This window comes from Cellvibrio sp. 25HG11W-0 (genome assembly GCF_057815475.1).
The window spans coordinates 1415413-1441883 of the sequence record NZ_CM174230.1; the positions used below are offsets into that span (position 1 = coordinate 1415413).

The following is a 26471-nucleotide window of genomic DNA, read 5'->3' on the forward strand; positions in this document are numbered from 1 at the left end:
TTTCTTGATTGTCGTCTAATTGTTATTGTGTGTATGTTAGTCGAGCGTATTAAAAGCTGCCTGTAATAGCGACACTTATTAAGATGACGCTTCGTTAATATGACACTTCGTTAATATGACACTTCGTTACGGTAGCGTGGCGCGCGCGCTGAGGCGTATTTTGTTATTACTTAAGCGTTCATTGCGAATATTAAAATTTTGATCCAATGCATTGAGTAAGCCATTCACATCACCCGCTTTAAATAACCCAGCAATTCGCTCTTGGCGAATATTGTCGTCGAGTATTTCAAATTCCACGGAAGTGTAGCGGCTAATTTCTACCAGTGCTTGCTCTAGAGTCTCACCGCGAAAAATTAAATTGCCTTGGCGCCAGCTTAACTCGGCGGCTATATCGGCCTCTGCTACCTTAGCGATTATCTCTTGCTTATCGCCAAGCATGACTTTTTCGCCTTTCGATACCGCCATAGAATTGCTGGGTAAGCGTTTGCTGGGTGTATTGGCGGATGGATGCTGCGCTGAGTGCTGGGCAACCAATACTTTCCCCTCGGTGACAATAAGTTCCACTTCGCGATTATTTTGCATGCGCAAATTAAATGCTGTACCAACGGCCTGCACGAGTTTATCGCCCGCCATCACACTTAAAGGGCGGCTAGTATCGTGAGCGACTTCTATATTGACTTCGCCGCGCTCTAAAAAAAACAAACGAAAATCTTCACTGTATTTAACACTGATGCGACTGTTGGTGTTGAGCACCAATACCGAGCCGTCGGGTAGGTTTACATTGGAGTGTTCGCCAATCGCCGTTTCATAGACGCCGTTGATTAAGGTGCTTTGCGACGTTGGCTCAAACCAAGCCATAAGTTGATGGCGCATGGGCACGTCGCTTAGGCTCCAGCCCAGGGCGATAACCGCAATAAAAAAAGATGCAGCTAGCGCGACGTAGGCACGCTTAGGGGTTGAGCGCTGTTTAATCGGCGTGGCTTGAAATAGATCTGCCAAGCGTGCGAGGCTGTCCATCTTGTCCCACAGCTCGGCCATTTCAAATAAAACTTCGGCATGCTTGGGGTCTTCGCTCAGCCATTGCTGCAGTTTGAGTTGCTCCGCTGCACTCAGGTTGCGGTCTAGTTTGGCGATCCACAGGCTAGCCTGATCGTAAATGGCCTCTTTCGCGGGGAACTCGAGAATATTACTCATTGTGCATCCCCCTTGGTTGAGTTGCTGGCAGGTTGATGGTGTGGCTTAGGTAGCTTGAGCTGTGCCATATAGTGGCTGCAGCGTTTAATGCCGGTGGCAATATGTTTTTCAACAGTGTTTTCACTGATGTTGAGGCTAAGCGCAATTTCCTTCTGGCTGTAACCGTATACTTTTTTAAGGACAAATGCCTTGCGGCATTGTAAAGGGAGCTGCCGTACAGCTTCGCAAAAAAAACCAAACTCCTGTTTAGCGGCAACCTGATCAAAGGTTTCGTCCCCCAGGGCACAGAGCGCACTCAGTTCTTCCTGCTGCTCGTCCTCAAGGCTGGAGGTAAGGCGTGTTTCGGCGCGTTTTATATGGTCAATAGCCAAATTGCGCGCGGTGCGCAGCATAAAGGAGCGCGGAAAGTTGATCGCCTCAGGCTTGGCAACCTGACAAACCCGAACATAGGTCTCTTGAACTATGTCCTCTACCTCTTTCGGTGGCACCAAGCGCGACACGGCGCGCGCCAAGGTGCTGCGCAATCCTATAAACAGATTACTGATGTTATCGTGATTAGACATGCTATGTGGCCACTAGGGTGAATTCCTCTTAGCTGTAGACGACTGAAGAGATATTTTCCGCCATAGCCTAGCAGCTTGACATCTTGCTAATGCGCTTATAAGCTGTTGTACGTAATTCAGTACAGGAGAAAATAATGGACGCTATCAGTTACTCTGCCGCCCGCGCTAATCTTGCCAAAACGATGGAGAAGGTCTGCAGCGATCACGCCCCGGTGATTATCACCCGCAAAAGCGAAGCGCCGGTGGTGATGCTTTCCTTGGAGGACTATCAAGCTATGGAGGAAACCGCTTACCTGTTGCGTGCGCCCGCTAATGCACGCCACTTGCTCGAATCTATTGCCGAGCTAGAAGCGGGAAGGGGTGTTGCGCGAGATCTCGTGGAATGAAGTTAACCTTTTCCTCGCAGGCATGGGAGGAATACCTCTATTGGCAGAAAACCGACAAGGCCATGCTCAAACGAATAAATGCACTCATAAAAGAAGCAGCCCGCGATCCCTTTGAGGGCATAGGTAAACCTGAACCACTAAAACATGGCCTCTCTGGCTATTGGTCGCGCCGCATTAACGATGAGCATAGGTTCGTTTATAAAGCCTTAGACGATGAGTTGTTAATCGCGCAGTTGCGTTATCACTATGAGTATTGATTTCTTACTACATTATTTGTTAACCGCCAGGTCACTTTTCAAGTGTCACGCTGTCTTTGGCGGGGCCTCTTTTAAATTAAATACTGAAAGATGAGATTGCTATGGTGCGGGTAAGCATTCTCTTAATCCTCGGCTTGGTTTTGTGACTTAAAATATGGCAGGGGCGTGGTGTTTTGATGCTGGTCTCCAGCTTGGTGTTTACATCGATGCATCTGCTATTGTTGGTGCAATTGTTGCAGTGCCCACTTTTGGATGGGGGGCCGCTGCAGGTGCGGCTGGTGCAGCTACTTTTGGTGCTGCTGCAACTATCTGTTATGTAAATGCCCAGGGTGCTTACAACCAACAACTCAATACTTGTGGTTTAAAGTACGACAATCAAATGCTTAATTCTTGCGGGAGAATATGATGATTACTCTAGCAAAAAAATATCCTTTCTCGGTTGTACATATGGAAAAGCTAGCAAAAATCATTATAGTTTTTGGTGTTGTTGCGAGCGTCGTATATGTTATCTATGCGATAAATGTAATTGGCTCAGTGAAGAAAGATTCGTTTCCGCGTACTGTTTTAGAAGCGAAAGCTCCTTTAGCCCCTGCATCAAAAAATCAAAGTGCGTCTAAAGTTGAAGTTGTATCAGTGGCATCAAAAGATGGAGTCGTAACAGGCGCCTCTCCATTAGATGGTATTAGCCAAGCGGAAGCGAGGGACAATATTCAATGGCATGCGGATAGAGGGCACTTTACGGAAGATGAGTTGCGAGCGTATAAGAGTTACTCTGATGATGTATTAACAGCATTGAGTAATGATAATGATATTCGCGCCACTACAGCGTTGGGAGAAAATCTTTTTGATCGTGGAGATGTAGATGCTGCAATAAAACTCTATTATTTAGCAGCGGCGCAAGGATCTAGCTCGGTGCTTCTAAATTTATCTCACCTGACAGAGCCGCCATTTCGAACAGGAGAGACTCCGGAAGAAAGAAAAGTTGTTTATCGGGATTCCGTTGTGGAGTCATTAGCCATTTTAAAAACTATGGCTACGCGAGGCGATATTCGCATAGCTGCACTTGGTGTTGAAACGCAAAAGAAATCTTATGAAACGTTGGCAAAAGAACCTCTTGTTCTTTCGGATGAGGATCTGAAAAAAATTGATGGGCGTGCGCAAGAAATTTATAACGACCTACAGAAAAAGCGTTATGAACTTGGACTAGGTGAGTTTGATAATTCAACATCTAAGATGGAACGCTTGCTTTATGAGTTCTTTTACTGAGGTTTCAGCTTAGGCAACGTAAAGATCCGGGCATATGCCCGGATTTTTTATTAATTCAATTCGCCAAATGGGCATTGAAACATATTTCGGTGTGCCCTATGGGGGTACATCCGATTACCGATGGCTAGTGCAATGCGCTATTCCCCTTCGGTGAATAGCGCTTGTGCAGCCCTAAAACGTTAGCTGGTCTATAAATTAATTTGGAAGTTAACAAACACTTCTCGGCCTACATAATCGTAGCCGCTGTAGAGCGGGGCGTTTCCGATACGATTGAAGGAGCCTGCGGATATTTCTGGCGGTGTTTCATTGGTTAGGTTGCGCACGCCAAATGTGGCTTTCCATGTGTCCGCTTGGTAGCGAGCGGAGATTCGGTGCTCAAGGTAACTTGGTACTGTGTAATCAGAAATGCTATCGGCTGGGTCTTCGTCCGCTTCTGCGTATCCATCCATTGCGCCAATCCACTCTACGCCGTAGAGAAACTTCCAGTCGTTAAGCGAATAGGCAATGCTTGCTGCTCCGCCAAACTCGGGCTTTCTTAGGCTGCCATTAAAATCTTCTAACTCATCATCTACAAAGAGTTTTTCTGCTTGGTTGTAGTAACGGGTGAGGCTTAGGTCAACGAATAAATTACCTGGCCCTATGTCTTGCGCAAGGGTGATGTTGGTATCCAAACCGCGCACCACTTCGGTGGCGAGGTTGGTGTATGCATTGTTCACGGTTAGCTGTTTGGTGACGGGATCGCGGCTTACCAGACGACACAGTCCGGAATTAGTCGCAAAGTCTGTTGAGTCATAACAGCGATTAAGGATTTCACCTTCCCCCGCTTTGCTCACACCATTGTCTATTTCGATTTCAAAATAATCCATGCTGATACTCAGTGCGGTTGAGTCACTGATTTTGGGATCGAAAATAATGCCGTAAGTCGTATTGTTTGATGTCTCGGCAAAAAGCCCTGCCTCTGCACCGCCCAAACTAAATACTTTTATACCGCTGGTTGCTAGGAACCCTGGATCATTAGGTAATTCCATTGCGCAGTTGGCGGCGCGGTTGGGGTTTATTCCATCCGCACCGTACTCGTTACAGGGGTCAATAGATGCTGAGCGGAAACCACTTGTCGGCCCTTGGAACTGCTCGAACAACGCCGGTGCACGGAATGAAGTTCCGCGCGATGCGCGCAGTGACAGCCAGGTTGTGGGTGAATAAAGCATGCCGATTTTATAGGTGTCGTCAGCGCCGTAGGAATCGTAATCGGTATAGCGCAAGGAACCATTGATCGTTAGCTCTTCTGCGAATTTTGCGCCGAGTAAAATGGGTACTTGCAGTTCGGTATAAAATTCATTGACCTTGTCATCGCCAATGGTGGGCGTGGCACTGCTTAAGTTATAGAGATTTCCATTAATACTGTTTTCGTCGGGCTGATCATTGATGTCCATTTTGCGGTGCTCAAGGCCGAGTACGCCTTGCACTTTGCCGGCGGGAACACTAAAGAGCGGGCCGTCGATGATTGCACTGAAAATGGATTCACTGTATTCGGTGGTGCCTTCGACATTGCGGAAAATATAATCTTGAAAATCTTGCGGTAAGTCGCCACCAATGACCGCTGCAGTTAGGCGAGGGAAGGGGATACATTTTTCATTGGGGTCCGTGAGATTGATGCCGCAGGTGAGCCCATCGCGTATTAATGACGTGTCGACGCTGCCGGTAGCAGTTACGGCATTGCTGGCATTGGTGAGTTTGTCGATCAAAAAAGATTCGCGCACATAACTTGCGTCAGATTTCGCGTAGCTGGTGTAAACGTCGTAGCGCCAATCGGGTAGAAAACTAAGATCGCCGCGCACGCCAAGTGTGGGTTTATAAAAATCTATCGTCTGTTGGCTCGCATCATTTCCAAAGCCGACAAATGCGCGCACGCCTACTCTGCTGCCACCGCTGGTACCTTGGTCGGCCCCATAGTTGCCGTAGGCAAGTTCAGCAGGAATTAAAGGGCTGCCGCGGCGGTAATCCATGGAGAGTTGGCGATAACCGGTTTGACTGGATTCGCGTCGTGAACTCATCAGCTCCGCGTAAACTTCTGCATCGCCCAGTGCGTGTAAATCATATTTACCTTGTACAAAGCCGGTATAAATTTTTGCGGGAGAAATTAAATCTTCATTGAGCATACGCGGCTCAAAGGTGTCGCGTACATTCAAGCTATTGCTGCCGCCGCCGACACCTTCAAAACCGATGAGGCCGGTGGTGACAGTCGTGTTGGGGCGGAAGCGAGTAAAGGTCGTGCCCTCTGAACCTGGCGCACCAACAATGGGGCCGTTTAATCCTAGTGTGCTCCAATTTGCGGCAGTTACGGACTGGGTGCCAATGGTATTCACCGTCACGCCGTTAGAGCCGGTTGCGGTAAGGGGGTAGCATTTTGAACGGTTGGTTTTGGGGTCGATAAAGTCGAGTGACTCACCGGTTTCAGGATCGCGAAATTTATCCTGGTTACAGCGCGTCCAGTCGCGCTCTCCCAGCGCTAAAGATTGTCGTTCGTAATAATCGAAGGAGCCGGAAATAGAAACGCGCTCTTCTTTCATGCCGCCCGAAATAGAAAAACGATATTGTTCGCCGTCACCTTCTGTAGGGCGGTTAAATTCTCCCTCAATACTTAGCCCGTCGATGTTGTCGCGGGTGATGACATTGATGACGCCACTGACGGCATCTGAACCGTAAATGGATGAGGCGCCATCGCGCAAAATTTCCACGCGTTCAATCATCGCCGTGGGCAGTACATTTAAATCGGCCGTGCCAACGGCACCTTGTGTACCTGATGGTGCAACACGACGACCATTGATGAGTACGAGTGTTCGACTGGCCCCTAAACCGCGCAATGAAATGGTGTTTGCACCTGGGCCGCCCTGAGTAACGTAACCACCATAGGCATTATTGATTTGCGATGCGCCGCCGGTAATTGCGTTAGATTGCAATAACTCCGTGGTGGAGTTTAAGCCGGCGGCGGTGGCATCTTCGCGGTTAATGAATTTAATGGGCGAAATGGTTTTGATATTGTTTTGTCGAATGCGCGAGCCAACGACTAGCAGCTCTTCAATCTGAACGGTGGCTTTTTTGGGGGCCACTTTTGCGTCTGTCGCACTTTGCGCTAGTAACAGTGGGCTGGCCAACGTCAGGCTGCAAAAAGTGGCGACGGTTATAAATTTTGAAAGTGGGGGGAGGGTGGTCAGTGCATCTATGGCGAGATACAGCTTAGTATGTTTGCGCATCATAACTCCTTTGTCTATCGGCAATAATCTGTAGGGGGCGAGCAGATTTTTAGCAATCGTTTGCGCACAACAGGCGAGTGAAACCGTCGTTGTGTTGGTTGCAGTGTAGATATATGCAAGAAGGCTGCCGAGAAACAAAGGTCACATTTGTGCGTTGGGCACGAATAATTTGCTGCGGAAAATGTAATTTTGTTAGAAATGAAATTCTATCCGCCATCCGTGGCGGGTGAAATGATTTTAAACTGGCGAGTTGCTGAAGGTATCTATCAAGGCCATTACCGCTTTTGCTTCGGTAAGGCTACAAGGGTTGTCGCCTGAACCACGAAAATAGTTATTCACCTGTTCAATCATCGGCTGCTGAATGTGCTCAGGGTTGGGGATTACAATTTCTTGTGCGCCATCTTTGTTTTCTAAACGAATTTTTTGTTGGCCAAAAAAGTTGATAGTGAGTTTGCCTTCAGTACCAATAACCTCGCAAAGGTCGCGGGTTTGCAGGGGGTTTATTGCAAAGTGCCAGCGGCCTTGTAACACCACGCCGGATTCTAGTTGCGCCCAGCCGTGAGTGCAGTCGGCGGCGGTGTTGTGTTGGCGTTGGTTTAGGCTAATGCCTTTGGCGCTGACGACAGGGCCAAACCATTGCAGGATTAAATCCAATTGGTGCGGTGCCAAGTCGTGAAACAAGCCGCCGCCGGAGAGTGCGGGGTTTACTCGCCAATTATTTTCTGTGTTTTGAATAATATCAGACGCGGCGGGTTGCAACATATCTATCTGTGCCATGAGCGGTGTGCCTATGGCGCCGCTGTGCAAGAGTTCGGCAAATTTCATAAAACAGGGCACATGGCGGCGGTAGTGCGCGATCACGATTTTGGTGCGCGCCAATTTTTCAGCGGCGATGATGTCATCGCATTCGGCAGCGTTAAGCGTGACGGGCTTTTCGATATACACATGCTTGCCTGCGTTAAGCGCGGCGAGGGCATAGTCTCTATGTTGCGCGGGTGGTGTCGCAATATAAATAGCGTCTATATCTGGGTTGGCGAGTAGCGCATCGGCATTGTCGTACCAGTGCGCTACACCGTGGCGCGCGGCAAAATCTTGCGCCTTGGCACCATCGCGGCGCATTACCGCGAGCAGTTGTGAATGTTCGAGCTTGTAAAATGCGGGACCGCTTTTTACTTCGCAGACTTCGCCTACGCCGATAATGCCCCAGCGAATTGTTTGAGTCGCAGTCATCGCTACTCTTCGCTTTTTACGAGGGTGATTTTTTCTGGCGAAATTAAAATCTTGCGCTGTTTATAAAGCAAGCTAAGCGCATTTTTGTAATTGCCTTTGCTCGCGTTGTACTGCTTGTAGATTTCCTCTGGCTCACTTTTATCGGTGAGGCGCGATTCGCCGTCGTTGCTGATGAGAAATGCGAGGATGCGCTCGGCCAGGGAATTTTTAACATCGCTGTTGCGTGGGTGCAGGCTGATATCGAGTTTGCGATCGGGGCGAATATTTTTAATGTAGCCAACGTGCTTTTCGCCGACGAGGGGAGTTTTGAATACTTCATCTTGAAAAATCAAACCGAGGTGGGTGTGATTGACTACCGCTTTAAAACCCATATCACTGCGGCCGCTAATCAGCACATCAACCGCTTGGTTGGGGCTCATGCCGCTGGCGCGCTCTTCCAAATGGTGGCTTAAGCGCGAGGAGGCGGTGATGCGGCTGGAGTGCTTATCTAAATAGACACAGACTACATAAGAGCGGCCCGCTTCCATGGGTTTGAGTTGCTCGCTGTAGGGCACCAGCAAATCCTTGGGCAGGCCCCAATCGAGAAACGCACCTACGGCGTTCACTTCTTTTACTTCTAGAAATGCACATTGACCTACCATCACCTTGGGTTCAAGGGTGGTGGCGATGATACAATCGTCCGAGTCCAAGTAGATGAAGACATCCAAGTCCATGCCGACTTTCATTTCTGCGGTGACATAGCGTTTAGGCAATAAAATATTGCCGTATTTATCGCCATCGAGAAAGAGACCGAAATCGACGTGTTTGACGACTTTTAAACAGTTTTTTTGACCTATAAGTAACATTGGGTGCTCGAATTAGTAGAGTTGCAAGAAAAGCTGCTGCTAGTTTATGGCTTGAAGCGGCTTTAGGCCAGCCAAACCCCGAAAGTGCGCTAAATAAGGCAGTAAGAGCCGCGCAATAACAATTTGAAACATTAATTAGCAAATAAGTAGAAAAACAACCCCAATGCTATTTCACATCCTGACGTAAGAGATTTTTCGTTTATGCAGTTATTTTCCTTCGAACACATGCACCACCAGATTCTTGTCGATGCCATGCCCTGGAAAGGCGATGAGCAGGTATGGGTGGATGGTGTGTTGGTATCCCACAAACAGAATTTTGGTATCGCCAGTGAGCACTATTTTGACCTTGCGAATACGGGGGCAGTGAAGTTGATTTATGTATTGAATGCGCCCAGTGCAGAAGTGAGTTATGAGTTGTGGCAGGGCGATGAGTGCCTAGTGGAAGGCAGTGCCGTCGTGGCCCTAAGCTCAGAAAAATTAGCAGCATTAGCGGATATGCATTCTCAGCCACAAGGAAATAGCTTGGCACCAGAGGCAACAGCAGCGGCACCTAAGGGGTTTAAAGGCTCATTTGTATCTCTAGGGCTTATAGCATTTAAGCTGTTAAAAACGGTCAAGGTGGTGAAGGTTGCCTTGGTTGCCGCCTCGGTGGGCGTGTACAGCGTTATGTTCACCTTTGAATTCGCGATGGCCTTGATTGGGGTTTTGGTGTTTCACGAATATGGCCACCTGCGCGCCATGAAAAAGTTTGGGATTCCGACGAAGGGCATGTACTTAATTCCCTTTGTGGGTGGACTAGCGGTGGGCGACAGGCCGCGCAGCCAGTGGCAAGATGTCTATATTTCGCTGATGGGCCCCGTGTTTGGGCTGTTGATGACCTTGGTGTTTTACATCGTCTATGAAGTGACAGGTAGTCATTTTGCAGGGCTGGTGGCGAGTACGAGCGCCTTGATCAATTTGTTCAACTTAATTCCAGTGCACCCGCTCGACGGTGGCCGCGTGGTCAAGGCACTGGTGTTTTCGGCGGGCAATTATCTGGCGTTTATTGCGCTCTTGGTGATTTCTGCGCTCTGCTTTGTGGTGGCGTTAAAATTGGGGTTGTACTTCATTACCTTCTTTATCGTACTCGGCGTGCTGGATATAGTCGCCAGTTGGCGCGAGTCAAAGCTGGCGGCTTTGCCGCCCTTAAATACCTATGGTATTTGGTTTTGTTTGGGTTGGTATTTGGCGGTAGTGGCGCTCTTTATTGGGATGATCCTGTTGATTGCGGCTGATGGTTTACCGGGTTCCGAAATCGCTATCAAAGTGCTGCAGTCTTAAGGTTGCTGTCAACCTTCTAGCAAGAAGACGAAAGAAAATGCGCGAGTGCTTCTTTGGTCGAATAAAAAAACCTCAGGTGTTATGCCTGAGGTTTTTTGCTTTTTAGCTGCGTGTTTAAAAAATCGCTTAAAAGAAAGGATCATCTTCATCCGGCGCATAGTAGCGCGCGGCGGTGATCAAATCGGGGTGAATCCTGTGGGCGAGCAGGTCATCAATATCTTTGTTGATGTGATTGATTAGCGGTAGAGGTTCACCGCGATCCAGCGACTCTAAGAGTGCATTGCCCCAAATGGCGACATGACGGGTAAAAATACTGCGGCTTTTGACTTTTTTCGCCCATTCGCCAGATACCAAACGGCCTATACGATCGACCTTGTGTTTGATTTCTTTGGCTTGGCTCGGGTCTTCAACTTGTTCTATGAGTTCGTTCGTCATCCGCGTCCAGCCGCGTCTATACAGTTCCCAGCCATTGTAAAAACGAATAATCCAGGTGAAATACTCCTCCTCAGTTTGCACTGCCTTATTAGCTACATCGGCGTTATACACCTTTAAAAAATAGGCGTGGGAGGGGATTTCTTCCGGCCAGCCATCGCGGGCGATTTGGTGATGACTACAGGCGCTGAGCACAAGGATCAACATTGCAAAAAGAAGCTGGCGAATAAAGCCTAGGGGCAAAGATACAGACATAAAAATCAATGGTCACCATAAGTTCAAGAAAGGTAATGGAGCGCCATTATGGCCTAAAAATGTTGCAGCTGTGTAACTGCGTAAAAAAATAGCGAATCCGGCAGGGTTCCCCCAACTCGAAAAATTAAACCCTTGCCGTGACTTGGTTGGTCAATATCACTAGGCCTGTATTAACTAAACAGGGCCAATAAATCATCGCCCGCTAAGGGTAGTGGTGCTTTGCTGGTTTCATCAAAAAGGCTGTCGGCCAAGGCCTGTTTTTGCTGTTGTAGCAATTGAATTTTTTCTTCCAAGGTCCCTGCTACTACGAGCTTGTAGACGAATACGGGCTTGTCTTGGCCGATACGATAGGCGCGGTCGGTCGCTTGGTTTTCGACGGCCGGATTCCACCAAGGGTCTACGTGAATAATAGTGTCGGCGGCAGTAAGGTTGAGGCCTGAGCCCCCGGCTTTTAGGCTAATTAAAAAAACCGGGATAGTGCCTTCTTGAAACGCTTCTATGACCTCTTGGCGTTTGCGGGTGCGCCCAGTGAGTTTGGTGGTGGCTATGCCTAACTCGTGCAACTGGGTTTCAATTAAATTGAGCATTTGGGTGAATTGGGAGAAGATGAGAATTTTGCGCCCCTCTTCAATCAACTCGGGTAGGGTTTCACAGAGCCACTGCATTTTAGCCCCGCTGGTGACTTTTTTGGCCTGTTCTAATTTCACTAAGCGCGGGTCAATGCAGGCCTGCCGCAACTTCAGCAAGGCATCTAAAAACTCTATGCGACTGCGCGCGACCCCCTTGGTTTGAATCAGTGTGCGCACGCGTTTTTCCATGCTGATGCGAATGCTTTCATACAGGGATTTTTGCTCTTTACCCAGCTCCAAGGTTTGCAAAATTTCGGTTTTAGCGGGCAGTTCATGGACGACTTCGGATTTGGTGCGGCGCAGCATAAAGGGCGCTATTCGCCCCGACAGTTCTTGGCGTGCGCGGTGATCGCCATCTTGCTCTATGGGGTGGCGGTAGTGTTTGCGAAAGTGCTCGTGACTACTGAGCAGCCCCGGTAAGGCAAAGTCCATCAGCGACCAAAGTTCGCTCAAATGATTTTCGAGGGGGGTGCCGCTAAGGCAGAGACGCATGTCGGCGTTTAGTTGTTTAACGTGCTGCGTGGTTTTGGCTTGGGTGTTTTTAATGTTTTGCGCTTCATCCAGCACAGTGACATCAAAATGGTATTGCGTATAGATTTCACTGTCGCGCACGATTAAACCGTAGGAGGTGATGATGAGGTCGTGGCCTGCGATCTCTTCAAAGCGCATTTTTCGGTCGCTACCGTGAAGCATAAGGCAGCGCAAGTTGGGGGTGAATTTTTGGGCTTCCGCGAGCCAGTTCCAAATCAGCGAGGTGGGCGCGACTATGAGCGCGCCGCGGGTCAATTTGCGGGTGGCTTTGAGCTTTTGAATAAAGGCGAGGGTCTGCAGGGTTTTGCCTAGGCCCATGTCATCGGCGAGTATGCCGCCAAAGCCGTAGGTGTGTAAAAACATGAGCCAGCTAAGGCCCTGCTGCTGATAATCGCGCAGCGCCGCATTCAGTTTTTTGTCGGGAGTGATGGCGGCTATGCCGTTAAAATTGCGCAGACCCTGACGCAATTTTTTAAGCGAGAGTGGCTGTTTAACCTGGCTATCCTCCAGCTCGTCGAGCGCCAAGGCTCTAAAGGCGGGGATGCGTATTTGCTCGGGCTGTTTGTTGCCTCCGCCATAGAGTTCTAGCAGCAGCGATAAAATGGGTTGCAGTGGCGTCATGTCCACCATGTCCCACTGTTGTTGGGCATTTTGTAGTGCCAGGGTGGGTGGGGCACCTGCGGCTAGCCACTGAGTTACGAGGTCGGCGGTATTGAGGGCGCGGCCACCAATATCCATGCGCATATCAAAATCAAACCAGCCATTGCTATAGTTGCTGGCCTCGGCATCGAAATTGAGAGTGTTTTCTCGATATTGATAGCTGTCGTCAATTTCAAGTAGCCAGCCGTGTTCGTTAACGAGTGATTGTAGTTTGTGGAGCTGTTTATTCCACAGCTGTAAATAGCGCTGTGGGTTGATTTCGGTGGGCACCCAAAGCTCGCCTGTGTCGCCTTTAAAATCGTAGGGAATCAGCTCTAGGGCGCGCAGTTGTTTAGCGACGGCATATTCCTCGCCATGGCGCCGCTGAATAATAAATTGCTGTCCTTGGTGCTCAACCACCTGGTCTTGATTAGGCGACTCTTGTTTCGCTTGTACACTGGCGTTGATGAGTGGTTGCTCCCAGTCACCATAGATTGCGGTGAGGCGCAGCGCAGGCAAATAACCTGATACCGGATTGTAAACGCCCATCAAACTGAATTTAGCTGTGAAGCTATCTATCCTGATTAAGGGTTCCACATTCGCGGGTAAGGGCAGATTGTTGTCGCCGGTTAAATAGGCGAGCTGCTGGCTAATATCCTTGTAGCGTTCCGCGGGAATAGAGGGCATCGCCAGCAGTAGCTGCAGAAGGTCCAGCGTCAGTGTGGTGCGCAGCATGCCAATGTGTGAATGCTGGCAATACATAGGGGGATCTGTGGGAACTAGATGCCAAGTTGGTGCGCTCTTGGTCTTAAGCTTGGCGGTCGATTTTGTTGATTTTGTTGTTTTTGTTGAAGCTACTTCAGGTGAGGGTGGCATCTCGTCGCCCAAAATAGGTAGGAGCGAAAATCCTGCAGCGGATTGCTCCCACTGCCAGTGCAGCGCTTGTGCCTCAGCCTGGACTATGGGTTCTAAGTGGCGGTTATCGACCAGTCGCTCGCTGGCGAGGGCCGCGCTCAGAACGAGGTGTCCAGCTGCGCCCTCTAGTGTGTAACGACAGCTGTGCATCCCCTGCTCATAGCTATAGGATGTTTTTAACCCTTTTAGCAGATTGAGTAATGTTATGTCATCACGCATTAAGTCTTTGCGCTGCAGTGCTAAATGCAGAGGAAGCTCTTGCAGGCGCCCCCAGTCCCCATTTTTTTTGCGATAGCGCAATATGGGGGTGAGGTAGAGCGCTTCAGTTTCAGATTGGTTGAGCAGATAAAAAATAGACCAGTCTCCATACTGGGCGCGGGGGTCTTGGGATATTACGGTTTGCTGAACCTGTCCGAGCCAATGGTTGATCTCATCCTCTGGGTCGGCGCTTTCCATGTAGTCGAGCGCAGCAAAAGCAAGCGCGCAGCTGTGTTTACAGTTTGCACCATAAGGACAATCGCATTCGCTATCGAGAATATCGTCAGCTTTGCCATAAATACTGCAGCTGTAAGACACGCCACTATCGCCCATTACCTCGCCGTAATAAGTAAAGAACCCATTTTTTGCGTGTTCATGGGTGATGCTTAACACACTATAGGTAGTAAATAATCGCTTGCCCCGTGCAAAAATTTGCCGAGCAAAGTGGCGTCTAATTGATTTGGCGGATAGAAGTGGTGATGGGTGATCCATGGGCGGCTCTGGTGAGTAAAAAACGCTGCAATAATAACAAGGTAGGGCTTAAACCCAAAGTGAACTGCCCTCTGTTTTAATCGAGTAAGGAGATGCTTTCCTGCAGTCGGAGGAGTTCAGGCAGAAGGTTGGTGTAAGATTGAGGCTCAATAACAGGTAGTTCGGGCAAGAGCGCGTCACTCGCACCTCAAATACATGTTAAAAACGGGCACTTACCACCACAAAGGCGGTGGTGTGTAGTATGTGTTGTTGCGCTGCACAGGAGTTATTGTGCTTCTTGTGTAACCCCCTTTTTAACCTAGGAACTGTATGTCCAGCTACACCATTCTCGCTGCCGAGGTTGAATCTGTCACCGATGCCAAGAACAGCGATTTTCTCACGTTTCTCCACCCGGTTACCCAGCGCGAAGAGGCTATGGCGCTGGTGGAACAGTATCGCCAGCAGTATCCCAGCGCCAATCATGTGTGCTGGGCTTATGTGATTGGCAATAGTCGCCAGCCTTTAACGCAAGCCTTTAGCGATGACGGTGAGCCTTCGGGCACGGCGGGCAAACCAATGCTGCATGTGCTTACCGAGCGCGATGTAGGTAATTGCCTTGCGGTGGTGGTGCGTTATTTTGGCGGGGTTAAGTTAGGCGCGGGCGGTTTGGTGCGCGCCTATTCGGCGGCGGTATCCACGGCGGTGAATGCTGCAGAGCTGCTGGCGGTTACGCCCAAGGTGCAGTTGCAGGTGCGGGTGGATTTTGCGCGGGAGGCGAAAGTTCGCCATTGGGTCGATCAATATCACGGGCTGCTTGAGGCCGTAGAATACAGCGCTGAGGTTCTACTGATTATTAGCCTCGCGGCGGCGCAGGCGGATGAATTTATAACCACCATCACCAATGAAACCGCAGGCGCTGCACAGGTGCGGATCAATACGGATTAAGTGGGTTTTTCGATGTTAAAAACCTCATTAAAGAGTCCCATTAAAAAGCCCGCATAGTGTGAAAACCATGCGGGCTTTTTCATTTAAGCGAGGCAGAAGAGCTATCGCTTGCGACGAATTATTTTGCCTGCTCGCGCGCTATAGCGCGGTAGCCAATATCGGTGCGGTAAATATGATCTTTCCAGCTTATGTTGGACGCTACTTTGTAGGCGCGTTGCTGCGCTTCCAAAACGGTATTGCCCAGCGCTGTAGCGCAGAGTACACGGCCGCCGTTGGTGACGGTGTTGCCGTCTTTGCTGCTAGTGCCTGCATGGAACACTTTTTCGCCCGCCACTTCGGTGGTCGGTAAGCCAGAGATCACATCGCCTTTGTTGTAGGCGTCGGGATAGCCGCCTGCGGCTAGCACCACGCCAATGGCGGCGCGTGAGTCCCATTCGGCACTGACTTTATCCAAATCGCCTTTAAGTGCGGCGAGACAGAGTTCCACCAAATCTGACTGCAAGCGCAGCATGATCGGTTGGGTTTCTGGGTCGCCAAAGCGGCAGTTGTATTCGATCACTTTGGCGGCGCCGGTGTCGTCAATCATGAGGCCTGCATACAAAAAGCCGACATAGGTATTACCTTCGGCTTTCATGCCATCGACGGTGGGGCGAATCACTTCGCGCATCACACGGTCGTGCACGGCTTGGGTGACCACGGGCGCGGGCGAGTAAGCACCCATGCCGCCAGTGTTGGGGCCTTTATCGCCATCAAATGCGCGCTTGTGATCTTGGCTGGTGGCCATGGGCAAAATATTGTCGCCATCCACCATCACAATAAAGCTGGCTTCTTCACCGGTTAAAAATTCTTCGATGACTACGCGGCAACCGGCCTCGCCAAAGGCATTGCCCGAGAGCATATCGCGCACGGCGTCTTCTGCTTGCTGCAGGGTTTCGGCAACTATTACGCCTTTGCCTGCAGCGAGACCATCGGCCTTAACCACAATGGGGGCGCCCATTTTTTTCAAATAGGCGAGCGCGGGTTCTACTTCAGTAAAGTTTTGGTAATCGGCGCTGGGTATATTGTGGCGCGCGAGAAAATCTTTGGTAAAGGCTTTGGAACCTTCCAATTGCGCCGCGCCTTTTGAGGGGCCGAAGCAAGGCAGTTTGCGCGTATTAAAAAAGTCCACCACGCCTGCTACTAAAGGTACTTCTGGGCCAACAATGGTGATGCCGACATTATTTTTTTCAGCAAAGTCAGCGAGACCGGCGAAGTCCAAAATATCCAGTGCGACATTTTCGATGTTGGGTTCTAGCGCTGTGCCTGCATTCCCCGGCGCAACAAAGACTGTTTCCACTTGGGCGCTCTGCGCTGCTTTCCACGCGAGGGCGTGTTCGCGGCCGCCGCTGCCGATAATTAATACATTCATCATATTCATATCTTCTGTTTTGTTACGTAGGTTAGGGCGAGGAACGGCCCCCAACATGACCATGTGTCCGCGAATACCAACACCACAATAACTATGATGTTGGGTTTGTTGTGTTTGCAAAACAAAGTGCGTTTTGCGCGGGTGAATGTTGGGGTTCGTTCCTCACCGCCAACCTACGTTAGTGCAAATAAATAAACGTAATGATCAATGACGGAAGTGACGCATACCGGTAAAGACCATCGCCATGCCGTGTTCATCGGCGGCGGCGATCACTTCTGCATCGCGCATAGAGCCACCCGGTTGAATGACGGCGGCAATACCCACCTTGGCGGCGTTGTCGATACCGTCGCGGAAGGGGAAGAAGGCATCGGATGCCATGACCGAACCCGCTACTTGTAAACCAGCATGCTCAGCTTTTATCGCGGCGATACGCGCTGAATTTACGCGGCTCATTTGGCCTGCGCCCACGCCGACGGTTTGGCTGTTTTTGGCGTAGATAATGGCGTTGGATTTTACAAACTTGGCGACTTTCCAAGCGAATAATAAATCGCGGATTTCGTCTTCGGTTGGCGCGCGTTTGGTGACGATTTTTAAATCGCTGGCGGCGATCATGCCCGCATCGCGATCCTGCACTAATAAGCCGCCAGTGACGCGCTTGTAATCCAAACCGTTAATTTTTTCTGAACCAAATTCACCGCAGGTAAGCAGGCGCACATTTTGTTTGGCCTTAACCACTTCAATCGCTTCAGCAGAAACGCTGGGGGCGATAATCACTTCCACAAATTGACGCTCAACAATCGCTGCAGCGGTAGCGGCGTCTAACTCGCGGTTAAAGGCAATAATGCCGCCGAAGGCCGATTCAGTATCGGTGGCGTAGGCGAGGTCGTAGGCGTCTTTAATATTTGCCGCAACCGCAACACCGCAGGGGTTGGCGTGCTTGACGATAACGCAGGCGGGCTCACTGAAGTTTTTTACGGTTTCTAAGGCCGCATCAGTGTCAGCTACGTTGTTGTAAGACAGCTCTTTGCCTTGCAATTGGGTAGCGGTGGCGATGCAGGCTTGCGGTGGATTTTTTTCCACATAGAAAGCGGCTTTTTGGTGCGGGTTTTCACCGTAGCGCATTTCTTGTGCTTTGATAAATTGGGTGTTGAAGGTGCGCGCAAAGTCAGCGCTGCCGCCTTCCACCAAACGGCCAAAATAGTTGGCGATGGCACCGTCGTAAGCGGCGGTGTGTTCGTAGGCTTTAATAGCCAAATTGAAACGGGTTTTGAGTGAGGTTGCGCCTTTGTTTGCGCTCATCTCGGCGAGGATTAGGGGGTAGTCAGACGCGTTTACTACGATATTAACTGAGGCGTGGTTTTTCGCTGCTGCGCGCACCATAGTTGGGCCGCCGATGTCGATATTTTCTACCGCATCTTCGAGTGAGCAATCTTTATTGGCGACAGTTTTTTCGAAGGGATAAAGGTTAACCACCACCATATCGATAGGATTGATGTTGTGTTCGCGCATAATCGCTTCGTCGATTCCGCGACGGGCGAGAATGCCACCGTGCACCTTAGGGTGCAGGGTTTTAACACGACCATCCATCATCTCGGGGAAGCCGGTGTAGTCAGAGACTTCAATCGCAGGGATCTTGTTGTCGGTGAGCAATTTAAAGGTGCCACCGGTTGATAAAATTTCAACGCCTTGGGCATGCAGTGCTTGGGCAAATTCTACAATACCCGTTTTATCAGAGACGCTAATGAGCGCGCGTTTTACCGCAACAAGATCGGACGTGTTAGACATACGCAGTTCCCGTAAATAATGTTTGAATGTAAATGGGCGCTTTACAAGAAAGAGGGGCTGGGCATTAGGGCGTTAAGAGCTGGCAGTAAAAGTACGCAGTTATTTTCATAAACTCCGCTTTACTGTCTGTTATTGCCTATTTCTACTGCTGCTTTCGCTGCGGTAGAGTAAATGCCGATATTCTTTCGTGTAAAGATCGCTAGATTGCTAAAAAAGCAAAAGGGGTGGAAACAAGTTGCCACCCCTTTTTCGTTGCCATGCGGCGCTGTAGTGCTTACAGCAAGCCGTATTGCTTTAATTTTTTGCGCAGGGTGCCGCGGTTCAAACCTAAAACCTGTGCCGCGCGAGTTTGGTTGTGACGGGTGTATTTCAAAACGATTTCAAGCATAGGCGCTTCAACTTCCGCCATAACCATTTCGTAGACATCGCTAACGTCTTGGCCATCGAGATGCTTAAAGTAGTTTTCCATTGCTTGCTCTACGCAGCCGCGCAGCGATTGAGCTTGTACTGGTTGTGCTGCTGCGGTATTGGCAGCCAATGCTGGGGTTGAGTCAGCAAAGAAAGTTGCGGTGTTCATGCGGCTTTTTCCTCTTTCGTAAGCAGCTGTTCAAAGAAATTTTGAATGCTGGTTTGTTGTTCTTCTGCATCATCTATGGCGTTAAAACGGGTGCGAAAGGCTTCGCTTCCGGGCACCGTGCGCAAATACCAACTTACGTGCTTGCGTGCGATACGCGGGCCCATGTGATCACCGTAAAAACGATATAGATCGCGCAGATGGGTGCATAAAATATCTCTGATTTCCGTCAGAGATGGTTCTGGTAATTCTTCGCCACTGCGTAGGTAGTGGTCTATTTCTCTAAACAGCCAAGGGCGACCTTGGGCGGCGCGGCCAATCATCACAGCGGCGGCGCCGGTATGGTCTAAAACTGCCTTAGCTTTGTGCGGCGAATCAATATCGCCATTGCTAAATACGGGAATCTTCACCGCTTGTACTACGCTGGCAATGGTGTCGTACTCGGCGGCGCCAGTGAAGGCGTCGGCACGGGTGCGACCGTGTAATGCTAATGCCTGAATGCCGCTGTCTTCGGCGATGCGCGCTATGCGTAGTGCATTGCGCTCTTCTGCACTCCAACCGGTGCGAAACTTCAGGGTTACGGGTATGTCCACCGCTGCGACGACTGCCTGTAAAATGGCAGCAACCAGTTGTTCGTCTTTCAGTAGCGCCGAGCCCGCTGCTTTTTTGCATACCTTTTTTGCGGGGCAGCCCATATTGATATCAATAATCTGGGCGCCATTGGCCGCGTTTAAGCGCGCTGCTTCGGCCATCATCTCTGGGTCACCACCGGCAATTTGCACAGCTATGGGTTCATCTTCCCCAGTGTGATCCATCCGCAAGCTACTTTTTCGGCTATTCCACAAGTCTGAATTGCTGGTTAGCATTTCAGAAATCACGAGGCCAGCACCCAGCGTACGACACAGCTGCCGAAAAGGACGGTCAGTCACGCCTGCCATGGGTGCGAGTATCACCTGGCTGTCGATGCTATAGGGGCCGATATTAAACACGTGATTGGAGGTCGCGCTTGCGGTTAAACCGATTGTGCTTGATTCCTCGACGATGGTGCGGGCGCTGAATCAAGTTTGTGTACCTGCTTAAAAGGGTCGCCATGATACCCGTTTAGGCGCTTGTATGGAACGCAAAAAACGTAAAAATAGCTGTTTTTTTGAGCGATAAAGGCGAGGTTTTTTAGTCATTTTGGCTTGCAATTAGCCAATTAATAAGGCAGCTGCTGAAAGATGGTGGATTTGGTGGCTGACGCCTAAGTCTTCCTACTTAGGTGAATCCTGGTTTTTGAGTAGGTATTACGATGATCGCGGCTCGGTTTAGGTGGCTAGATACGTCCCCCCGAAGGCAGAAACTGACTGGATGTCAGCTTCTGCAGATGTCAGCTGAAGATTAAGGGATATAGACCTTGTAATTAATGGCGTTGGGGCCGGGGTCAGCTAGGTCCAATGTTAGATGGATGGGTTGGTTGTGGGGCATGAGTTTACTGCCCGCCAGCTCGCCTCCGAGATATTCTTTAGGGGTGAAGCGTCGAGAAGCGACTGGCTTTTCATCCATATCCATAAACGCCAGCACCAGATCGGGGTAGGGTTGATCGAAAGGGGCACCATTGAGAATCATGAGGTCGACTAAGAGTGCTTCCTCAACATCTTGCAGTGGGCGAACCGTTACTTGGTAGGCTTTGATTTGATTGGTATCGACTAAGGTCGGCACCTTGCAGCCTAGATAAGGGCAAATATAGGTATAGGCCGTGCGATAAGGCTCTAGGCGGCTTAAATAGTCAAACTTAAACCAGCTAACTTGAATGACTAGGGCAATAAGCGCGATAAAGCTGAGGGTGGGCCAAAGCTTTTTCTGCGACCAGCTACGCATACGCTTGCTGGTGAATTCAACCGGTGCTGGAATTATGTTCATCAAGAGCGCGGAGCGCGAGTTGTCATAGGCGCGAATTTTAGGCTCTGCCTTTGCGGGGCTTGGAGTGATTTTTTCGCTCTCGCTGGGTGATTCAAACAGGTTTGCGTCGAAACTTGGCTCGGCGGCGTTGCGCTGGCCACCAATAGCGGTTGTGCTAGGTAAGGATGACATCTCATCGCTGAGGTCTGTGTCGCCAGAAGGGCTGTTGTCGCCCACGATGCTAAACATGAGGCCCGGTTGGCTTCTTGCTGGCGGCGTGCTATCGCTGTCGGCCTCGGCTTGGTCGAGCATAGCCTGATGGTGTGCGATAGCGGCGTTGGTTTCTTCTTGTGCAAGGCTCTCGGCAGTTTCAGCTGTGTTCGCGGCATTTTGTCTGGCGGTGGAGTAGTTGGGCATCTCCTTTTCGTCTTCTTCGTCGAGCAGCATTTCAGCCCAAGACTCATCGGTATTGGATTTAAGCTCCTCTTCGCGTTTGTTGCTGCGGCTGTGTTCGAACAGTGATACATCAAGCTGAGGCTTGGTGTCTATCTCCATAAAACCGTCGAATTCGTAGGCGTTTTTTTGTGCTTTAGGCTCATCCATCTCATCGCTTATCAAGAGGTCATCGATTTGGTCGAGTGATGACTTGCTGAAGGTTTTGGTGGTGGGTTTGTTGGCCGCTACGGGTGCAGGTTTGGCCGCAGTTTTTTGTGGTGTGGGTGCACTAAAGCTGGAGGTGGGCGCCGGACGCATACTGAGCGCCTCAGGCTTGCTCGCTGCGGGTTTGTCAATGGCGGCTTTAGCGTCAGCAGTTACTGCTTTGGTGACAGTTGTAGCTTTAGCAGTCGCAGTTTTGGTTGGTTGCGTCGGGCTTGGTTGCGCGGGGCTTTGTTTGGATGTTGCGGCAGGTTGCGCGGCTTTGGGTGCAATTGATTGGGTCGTATCGGGTTTTTTGGGGGTGGCCGTAGTGCGTGCAGCAGCAGGCGGTGTTGCATCCGGCTTGTCAGTCGGAGTGACTAGGTAATCTTGAGCGCGGAAAATATGCAGGCACGATCCGCAGCGAACCGCTCCCTTGGCCGAATCTAAAAGGGTGCTGGTGATGCGAAATGCTGTGGTGCATTTGGGGCAACGGGTCACCAAGGTGCTGCTGGCATTACTCATGGGGTTGTCTCGTTCTGACTCGGTGGCGTTAAAAACGTTAAAGCTAAAGCTCTGGCTCAGAGGTTCAGTGTAGCTTTACGGAGGGCGCAGGTAAATTCATGCGCCCCCGTAAGGTGGATTTGCACCTCTACATTGCCAACTAACGCACTTTTGTGGCAGTTAAACGCACCCATTCTTCTTGCTCTGCGATGGGATCAAAGTCAAACCAAGGTTGATAGGCTGCCATAACGGACTGTGCTTGGAGGGATAATATGCCCGATAAGCACAGTTTCCCGCCAATTTTTATCATGTCATTGAGTGCTGGCGCTAGTTCGGCGAGCGGCCCTGCGAGAATATTGGCGAGCATAATATCGACTTGGGTGCTGGGGCAATCGGGCGGTAAATACACAGGCATGGCATCGCCCGGTAATTGATTGCGCTTGGCGTTTTCAGTGGTGGCCAGCAGTGCTTGAGGGTCAATATCAACGCCTAGCACTTGCTTGGCGCCCAGCAGGAGGGTGGCAATCCCTAAAATGCCCGAACCGCAGCCGTAGTCGACGACGGTTAGCCCGTTAAAATCTTGTTGATCAATCCACTGCATGCATAAAAATGTGGTGGGGTGGGTGCCAGTACCGAAAGCGAGACCGGGGTCGAGCATAAGGTTAACCTTATCGGGCTCGGGCGGTTGTTGCCAGCTTGGGCAAATCCACAGGCGTTCGCCGCAGCGAATGGCATGGTAGTTACTCATCCACTCGCGCTCCCAGTCTTTGTCTTCGAGTTGCTCCCAGCGGTGCTCAGGAAGTGGGTTGCCAAAGCGACGCTCAGCAATAGCGATGGTGTTGGCGGTATTAATTTCGGCATCGAATAGGCCGGTAACTTTTACGTTATCCCAGAGTGGGGTTTCGCCTAGGCCGGGTTCAAGAATTGGCTGGTCGGCGTTGTCTTCCAAGGTGACCGAGGCGGCGCCACAGGCGAGCAGTGAATCTTCGAGCGATTCAACATAGCGGCGCGGGGTGATGATTTTGAGTTGCAGCCAGGGCATGGGAATTACCTTTAATGTAAGAGTGACCGTTGGGAGTTAAACCGCTTTGTTGTAAGCGTAATAAACATCATCGCGCTGCCAGCCTTGCTGGGTGTAGAGCGATTGCGCCTTGAGGTTGTCCTTGGCGGTGGTTAAGTCTAGGCGCGCAATGCCATGGGCTTTCGCATGGGCTTCAGCCGCTTGCAGCAGTTGTTTGCCTGCGCCTGATTGGCGTACAGCAGGGCTGACAAATAAATCGTAAAGTACATAAATAGGTGCTGCTGCAACGGAGCAAAAGCTCGGGTAGCATTGGCAAAATCCTACTGCTTCCCCCGGCTCATTTTCCGCAATAAAAATAATCGACTCCTGCTTGTTCAGGCGTGCGGCGATAAACTCCTGCGCACTCACTAAATCGGGTGCTTGCTCGTAAAATTGACGATAGGCATCAAACAGTGGCGCTATGCGCGGGGCGTCGGTAGGTGTTGCGAGTCTGACGTTGATGCTGCTCATAGAAAAGCGTCCTTTTAAATATGTTGAATGATCGAGTTGTTGATAGCGCCTGGTGTCGCCGCAATAAATTTATGGTCGCAATATCTTTCTTGCAAAAACACACATGCGCACTGTGCCATTGAAAATAACAAGGCCCCAGTGCTGCGAGCAACACTGGGGCCTTGGGGTGCACTGGGCTTATTGCGCCAGTTTTTTCTCGAGATAATGAATGTTCACACAGCCTTTGCGGAATTCGCTATCGCGCACCAGCATTTGCTGCAGCGGAATGTTGGTGCGAATGCCGTCGACAATGGTTTCATCCAGTGCGTTGCGCATACGGTCCAAGGCGATTTCGCGCGTATCACCAAAGGTGATGATTTTCGCAATCATGGAGTCGTAGTTGGGCGGCACCGTGTAGCCGTTGTAAAGGTGTGAATCAACGCGCACACCCAAACCGCCGGGAGCGTGAAAACCTTTTACCAAACCGGGGCAGGGCATAAAGGTTTTTGGATCTTCAGCGTTGATGCGGCATTCAAAGGAGTGGCCGCGAATAATCACATCGGACTGTTTGATAGAGAGCGGTAAGCCCGCGCAAACGCGGATTTGCTCTTTGATCAAATCAATACCCGTTACCATTTCTGATACCGGATGCTCCACCTGAATACGGGTATTCATCTCAATAAAGTAGAAGCGTTCATCTTCGTAAAGAAATTCAAACGTGCCCGCGCCGCGGTAGCCAATATCAATACAGGCTTTTACACAGGACGCATAGGTTGCTTCGCGTACTTCTTGCGGAATACCTGGTGCGGGTGCTTCTTCCAATACTTTTTGGTGGCGACGTTGCAATGAGCAATCGCGATCACCTAAGTGAATGGCGTGGCCTTGGCCGTCGGAGAGAATTTGCACTTCCACGTGACGTGGATTTTGCAAAAACTTTTCCATATAAACGGTATCGTCGCCAAACGCTGCCTTCGCTTCACCTTGGGTTACTAAGATGGAGTTCATGAGCGCGGCTTCAGTGTGCACGACGCGCATACCGCGACCGCCGCCGCCAGCGGCTGCTTTAATAATAACGGGGTAGCCAATTTTACGGCCAAACGCCAAGCAGGTTTCAGGGTCGTCAGATGGCAGGGGGCCATCGGAGCCGGGCACTGTAGGTACGCCCGCTTTTTTCATGGCTTTAATCGCTTCAACTTTATCGCCCATCATGCGAATTACATGTGGGTCTGGGCCAATAAAGGTGAAGCCGCTTTGCTGAACGCGCTCGGCAAAGTCAGCGTTTTCGGCCAAAAAGCCATAGCCTGGGTGAACGGCTACTGAGTCGGTTATTTCCATGGCGGCGATAATTGCCGGCACATTTAAATAGCTTTTGGCTGATGAATTGGGACCAATGCACACTGATTCATCAGCGAGGCGCACGTGCTTTAAATCGCGGTCAACCTGGGAGTGCACTGCCACGGTCTTGATGCCCATCTCTTTACAGGCACGCAATACGCGCAAAGCAATTTCGCCGCGGTTGGCGATCAGAATTTTATCGAACATAAACCAGTTCCTCTGTCGCGCAGTGATTAAACGATAGTTACCAGAGGCTGGTCGAACTCAACGGGCTGACCTTCTTCAAGAAGAATGGCTTCAATGACGCCAGCTTTATCGGCTTCAATTTGGTTCATCATTTTCATTGCTTCGATGATGCAAATGACATCGCCGACTTTAACGTGTTTGCCTACTTCAACAAACGCAGGTGAGCCTGGGCTTGGTGAGCGGTAGAAAGTACCGACCATGGGTGAGCGCACTATGTGACCGCTAGGCCCAGCAGCTACGGGTGCTGCGGCCGCAGGTGCCGCGGCGGGAGCAGCAACAGGTGCTGGCGCTGCAGCGTATTGCGGCATAGGTGCATTCATGTATTGAATTTGGCCGCTATTGCGGGCAATACGTACGGATTCTTCACCTTCTTTGATTTCTAATTCGCCGATATTGGACTCTTCCAGCAGTTCAATCAGCTTTTTAATCTTGCGAATATCCATGGGTTCCTCTCTGCAACAAGGTTTGTTGTGGTTGTAGTTGGTTACTTAATAAGTTTGAGTGCGGCTTGTAAGGCCAGTTCGTAACTGTTGGCGCCAAAGCCGCAAATAACGCCTTGGGCGACATCAGAAAAATAGGAGTGTTGGCGAAAGGCCTCGCGTTTATGCACGTTGGATAGGTGAACTTCGATAAAGGGAATGGCAACGCCCAATAGCGCATCGCGCAATGCCACGCTGGTATGGGTAAATGCGGCAGGGTTAATCAAAATAAAATCGACGCCTTCTTTGCGCGCATCGTGAATGCGGTCAATCAATTCGTATTCGGCGTTGCTTTGCAGGCTTTGCAGGTGGTGTCCTGCATCGGTTGCCATTTTGGATAAATGGCGGTTGATATCATCGAGAGTGGTGGCGCCATAGATTTCTGGTTCGCGTAGGCCTAGCAAATTTAGATTGGGGCCATGAAGTACCAAAATAGTTGCCATTAACGGTGATCCTGCAAAGAAAGGGGCTTTTTATCGGACATCCTGCCTTCATCGAAGTTTCGGCCCGCCTTGGCTAAAAACTGCCAAGGAGTTTGCCGGAAAATGTGCGCCATGTCCACGATAGGCACGATATTTTGTTTAGATAGGTGAAATTCGCTGCATGATTGCAGAAGTTAGTTGCAGAAATTGTAAGCAGGTCGTTTGAAGTTTAACTTTTAAAGGATTATCCCCGCATCTTAGCCTCTTGTTAGCGGCACGATGCGGGAACTTAGTGGTTATT

23 protein-coding genes are annotated in these 26471 nt (G+C 50.2%); 6 read left to right on the forward strand and 17 right to left on the reverse strand.

Features of this window, described 5'->3' with window-relative positions; all coding sequences use genetic code 11:
* Positions 1-126 precede the first annotated feature (126 nt).
* Positions 127-1194, reverse strand: a complete 1068-nt coding sequence (locus AC0KUT_RS05875) for a FecR family protein (protein WP_488834277.1) — start codon at positions 1192-1194, stop codon at positions 127-129.
* Positions 1191-1757 carry an RNA polymerase sigma factor gene (locus AC0KUT_RS05880; RefSeq protein WP_488834279.1) on the reverse strand — a complete coding sequence of 189 codons (567 nt, stop codon included), beginning with the start codon at positions 1755-1757 and terminating at the stop codon, positions 1191-1193. Before AC0KUT_RS05880 ends, AC0KUT_RS05875 begins: the two co-directional genes overlap by 4 nt.
* Before the next feature lie 134 nt (positions 1758-1891).
* Here AC0KUT_RS05880 and AC0KUT_RS05885 point away from each other — a divergent pair, with 134 nt between their 5' ends.
* From AC0KUT_RS05885 to AC0KUT_RS05900, 4 genes are all read left to right on the forward strand, one after another.
* Positions 1892-2143, forward strand: a complete 252-nt coding sequence (locus tag AC0KUT_RS05885; protein ID WP_488834280.1) for a type II toxin-antitoxin system Phd/YefM family antitoxin — start codon at positions 1892-1894, stop codon at positions 2141-2143.
* Positions 2140-2400: a Txe/YoeB family addiction module toxin gene (locus AC0KUT_RS05890; RefSeq protein ID WP_488834281.1), complete on the forward strand. Its 261-nt coding sequence runs from the start codon at positions 2140-2142 to the stop codon at positions 2398-2400. Before AC0KUT_RS05885 ends, AC0KUT_RS05890 begins: the two co-directional genes overlap by 4 nt.
* A gap of 176 nt (positions 2401-2576) precedes the next feature.
* Positions 2577-2720, forward strand: coding sequence for a hypothetical protein (locus AC0KUT_RS05895; RefSeq protein WP_488834283.1), 144 nt, complete (start codon positions 2577-2579; stop codon positions 2718-2720).
* 82 nt (positions 2721-2802) lie between these two features.
* Positions 2803-3666 carry a hypothetical protein gene (locus tag AC0KUT_RS05900; RefSeq protein ID WP_488834284.1) on the forward strand — a complete coding sequence of 288 codons (864 nt, stop codon included), beginning with the start codon at positions 2803-2805 and terminating at the stop codon, positions 3664-3666.
* 188 nt (positions 3667-3854) lie between these two features.
* Here AC0KUT_RS05900 and AC0KUT_RS05905 read toward each other — a convergent pair whose 3' ends face one another.
* The 3 genes from AC0KUT_RS05905 to AC0KUT_RS05915 form a co-directional block, all read right to left on the reverse strand.
* Positions 3855-6923, reverse strand: a complete 3069-nt coding sequence (locus AC0KUT_RS05905; RefSeq protein ID WP_488834285.1) for a TonB-dependent receptor domain-containing protein — start codon at positions 6921-6923, stop codon at positions 3855-3857.
* 234 nt (positions 6924-7157) lie between these two features.
* Positions 7158-8150, reverse strand: coding sequence for a Gfo/Idh/MocA family protein (locus tag AC0KUT_RS05910; RefSeq protein WP_488834287.1), 993 nt, complete (start codon positions 8148-8150; stop codon positions 7158-7160).
* Between the two features lie 2 nt (positions 8151-8152).
* A complete protein-coding gene (locus tag AC0KUT_RS05915) occupies positions 8153-8995 on the reverse strand; it encodes a CvfB family protein (RefSeq protein WP_488834288.1) in 843 nt (280 codons plus the stop codon).
* 201 nt (positions 8996-9196) lie between these two features.
* On the opposite strand from AC0KUT_RS05915, the gene AC0KUT_RS05920 reads away from it, so the two are divergent.
* Positions 9197-10315, forward strand: a complete 1119-nt coding sequence (locus AC0KUT_RS05920; RefSeq protein ID WP_488834290.1) for a site-2 protease family protein — start codon at positions 9197-9199, stop codon at positions 10313-10315.
* Between the two features lie 126 nt (positions 10316-10441).
* Here the strand turns inward: AC0KUT_RS05920 and AC0KUT_RS05925 are convergent, their stop codons facing one another.
* Complete coding sequence (locus AC0KUT_RS05925; protein ID WP_488834293.1) at positions 10442-11002, reverse strand: hypothetical protein; 561 nt, start codon at positions 11000-11002, stop codon at positions 10442-10444.
* A 170-nt stretch (positions 11003-11172) separates the two neighbouring features.
* Positions 11173-14466, reverse strand: a complete 3294-nt coding sequence (locus tag AC0KUT_RS05930) for a DEAD/DEAH box helicase (RefSeq protein WP_488834295.1) — start codon at positions 14464-14466, stop codon at positions 11173-11175.
* Positions 14467-14775: 309 nt separating this feature from the next.
* Between AC0KUT_RS05930 and AC0KUT_RS05935 the strand changes: the two genes are divergently transcribed.
* The gene (locus AC0KUT_RS05935; protein WP_488834297.1) at positions 14776-15390 is read left to right on the forward strand and encodes a YigZ family protein; all 615 of its coding nucleotides are present in this window, start codon (positions 14776-14778) and stop codon (positions 15388-15390) included.
* 118 nt (positions 15391-15508) lie between these two features.
* On the opposite strand, the gene purD is transcribed toward AC0KUT_RS05935, so the two are convergent.
* The 10 genes from purD to aroQ all read right to left on the reverse strand — a co-directional run bounded on the left by purD (position 15509) and on the right by aroQ (position 26191).
* Positions 15509-16798: a phosphoribosylamine--glycine ligase gene (purD, locus tag AC0KUT_RS05940; RefSeq protein ID WP_488835652.1), complete on the reverse strand. Its 1290-nt coding sequence runs from the start codon at positions 16796-16798 to the stop codon at positions 15509-15511.
* A gap of 204 nt (positions 16799-17002) precedes the next feature.
* Positions 17003-18583, reverse strand: coding sequence for a bifunctional phosphoribosylaminoimidazolecarboxamide formyltransferase/IMP cyclohydrolase (gene purH / locus AC0KUT_RS05945; protein ID WP_488834300.1), 1581 nt, complete (start codon positions 18581-18583; stop codon positions 17003-17005).
* A gap of 274 nt (positions 18584-18857) precedes the next feature.
* Positions 18858-19160: a DNA-binding transcriptional regulator Fis gene (fis, locus tag AC0KUT_RS05950; protein WP_488834302.1), complete on the reverse strand. Its 303-nt coding sequence runs from the start codon at positions 19158-19160 to the stop codon at positions 18858-18860.
* Positions 19157-20146: a tRNA dihydrouridine synthase DusB gene (gene dusB, locus AC0KUT_RS05955; protein WP_488834304.1), complete on the reverse strand. Its 990-nt coding sequence runs from the start codon at positions 20144-20146 to the stop codon at positions 19157-19159. The genes fis and dusB overlap by 4 nt, the downstream gene beginning before the upstream one ends.
* A 391-nt stretch (positions 20147-20537) precedes the next feature.
* Positions 20538-22199, reverse strand: coding sequence for a zinc-ribbon and DUF3426 domain-containing protein (locus AC0KUT_RS05960; protein ID WP_488834306.1), 1662 nt, complete (start codon positions 22197-22199; stop codon positions 20538-20540).
* A gap of 139 nt (positions 22200-22338) precedes the next feature.
* The gene (gene prmA, locus AC0KUT_RS05965; RefSeq protein WP_488834308.1) at positions 22339-23220 is read right to left on the reverse strand and encodes a 50S ribosomal protein L11 methyltransferase; all 882 of its coding nucleotides are present in this window, start codon (positions 23218-23220) and stop codon (positions 22339-22341) included.
* A 36-nt stretch (positions 23221-23256) separates the two neighbouring features.
* Complete coding sequence (locus tag AC0KUT_RS05970; RefSeq protein ID WP_488834310.1) at positions 23257-23709, reverse strand: GNAT family N-acetyltransferase; 453 nt, start codon at positions 23707-23709, stop codon at positions 23257-23259.
* A gap of 177 nt (positions 23710-23886) precedes the next feature.
* Entirely contained in the window at positions 23887-25230 is a 1344-nt protein-coding gene (gene accC, locus AC0KUT_RS05975) for an acetyl-CoA carboxylase biotin carboxylase subunit (RefSeq protein ID WP_488834311.1), read from the reverse strand.
* A 26-nt stretch (positions 25231-25256) separates the two neighbouring features.
* The gene (accB, locus tag AC0KUT_RS05980; RefSeq protein WP_488834313.1) at positions 25257-25712 is read right to left on the reverse strand and encodes an acetyl-CoA carboxylase biotin carboxyl carrier protein; all 456 of its coding nucleotides are present in this window, start codon (positions 25710-25712) and stop codon (positions 25257-25259) included.
* Positions 25713-25753: 41 nt separating this feature from the next.
* Positions 25754-26191, reverse strand: coding sequence for a type II 3-dehydroquinate dehydratase (aroQ, locus tag AC0KUT_RS05985; RefSeq protein ID WP_488834314.1), 438 nt, complete (start codon positions 26189-26191; stop codon positions 25754-25756).
* Positions 26192-26471 lie beyond the last annotated feature (280 nt).

What these genes read in the sequence shown, in the direction of transcription:
- AC0KUT_RS05875 (WP_488834277.1), bottom strand. Translation starts at nt 1,194, where the DNA reads ATGAGTAATATTCTCGAGTTCCCCGCGAAAGAGGCCATTTACGATCAG.
- AC0KUT_RS05880 (WP_488834279.1), bottom strand. Translation starts at nt 1,757, where the DNA reads ATGTCTAATCACGATAACATCAGTAATCTGTTTATAGGATTGCGCAGC.
- AC0KUT_RS05885 (WP_488834280.1), top strand. Translation starts at nt 1,892, where the DNA reads ATGGACGCTATCAGTTACTCTGCCGCCCGCGCTAATCTTGCCAAAACG.
- AC0KUT_RS05890 (WP_488834281.1), top strand. Translation starts at nt 2,140, where the DNA reads ATGAAGTTAACCTTTTCCTCGCAGGCATGGGAGGAATACCTCTATTGG.
- AC0KUT_RS05895 (WP_488834283.1), top strand. Translation starts at nt 2,577, where the DNA reads ATGCTGGTCTCCAGCTTGGTGTTTACATCGATGCATCTGCTATTGTTG.
- AC0KUT_RS05900 (WP_488834284.1), top strand. Translation starts at nt 2,803, where the DNA reads ATGATGATTACTCTAGCAAAAAAATATCCTTTCTCGGTTGTACATATG.
- AC0KUT_RS05905 (WP_488834285.1), bottom strand. Translation starts at nt 6,923, where the DNA reads ATGATGCGCAAACATACTAAGCTGTATCTCGCCATAGATGCACTGACC.
- AC0KUT_RS05910 (WP_488834287.1), bottom strand. Translation starts at nt 8,150, where the DNA reads ATGACTGCGACTCAAACAATTCGCTGGGGCATTATCGGCGTAGGCGAA.
- AC0KUT_RS05915 (WP_488834288.1), bottom strand. Translation starts at nt 8,995, where the DNA reads ATGTTACTTATAGGTCAAAAAAACTGTTTAAAAGTCGTCAAACACGTC.
- AC0KUT_RS05920 (WP_488834290.1), top strand. Translation starts at nt 9,197, where the DNA reads ATGCAGTTATTTTCCTTCGAACACATGCACCACCAGATTCTTGTCGAT.
- AC0KUT_RS05925 (WP_488834293.1), bottom strand. Translation starts at nt 11,002, where the DNA reads ATGTCTGTATCTTTGCCCCTAGGCTTTATTCGCCAGCTTCTTTTTGCA.
- AC0KUT_RS05930 (WP_488834295.1), bottom strand. Translation starts at nt 14,466, where the DNA reads ATGGATCACCCATCACCACTTCTATCCGCCAAATCAATTAGACGCCAC.
- AC0KUT_RS05935 (WP_488834297.1), top strand. Translation starts at nt 14,776, where the DNA reads ATGTCCAGCTACACCATTCTCGCTGCCGAGGTTGAATCTGTCACCGAT.
- purD (WP_488835652.1), bottom strand. Translation starts at nt 16,798, where the DNA reads ATGAATGTATTAATTATCGGCAGCGGCGGCCGCGAACACGCCCTCGCG.
- purH (WP_488834300.1), bottom strand. Translation starts at nt 18,583, where the DNA reads ATGTCTAACACGTCCGATCTTGTTGCGGTAAAACGCGCGCTCATTAGC.
- fis (WP_488834302.1), bottom strand. Translation starts at nt 19,160, where the DNA reads ATGAACACCGCAACTTTCTTTGCTGACTCAACCCCAGCATTGGCTGCC.
- AC0KUT_RS05960 (WP_488834306.1), bottom strand. Translation starts at nt 22,199, where the DNA reads ATGAGTAATGCCAGCAGCACCTTGGTGACCCGTTGCCCCAAATGCACC.
- prmA (WP_488834308.1), bottom strand. Translation starts at nt 23,220, where the DNA reads ATGCCCTGGCTGCAACTCAAAATCATCACCCCGCGCCGCTATGTTGAA.
- AC0KUT_RS05970 (WP_488834310.1), bottom strand. Translation starts at nt 23,709, where the DNA reads ATGAGCAGCATCAACGTCAGACTCGCAACACCTACCGACGCCCCGCGC.
- accC (WP_488834311.1), bottom strand. Translation starts at nt 25,230, where the DNA reads ATGTTCGATAAAATTCTGATCGCCAACCGCGGCGAAATTGCTTTGCGC.
- accB (WP_488834313.1), bottom strand. Translation starts at nt 25,712, where the DNA reads ATGGATATTCGCAAGATTAAAAAGCTGATTGAACTGCTGGAAGAGTCC.
- aroQ (WP_488834314.1), bottom strand. Translation starts at nt 26,191, where the DNA reads ATGGCAACTATTTTGGTACTTCATGGCCCCAATCTAAATTTGCTAGGC.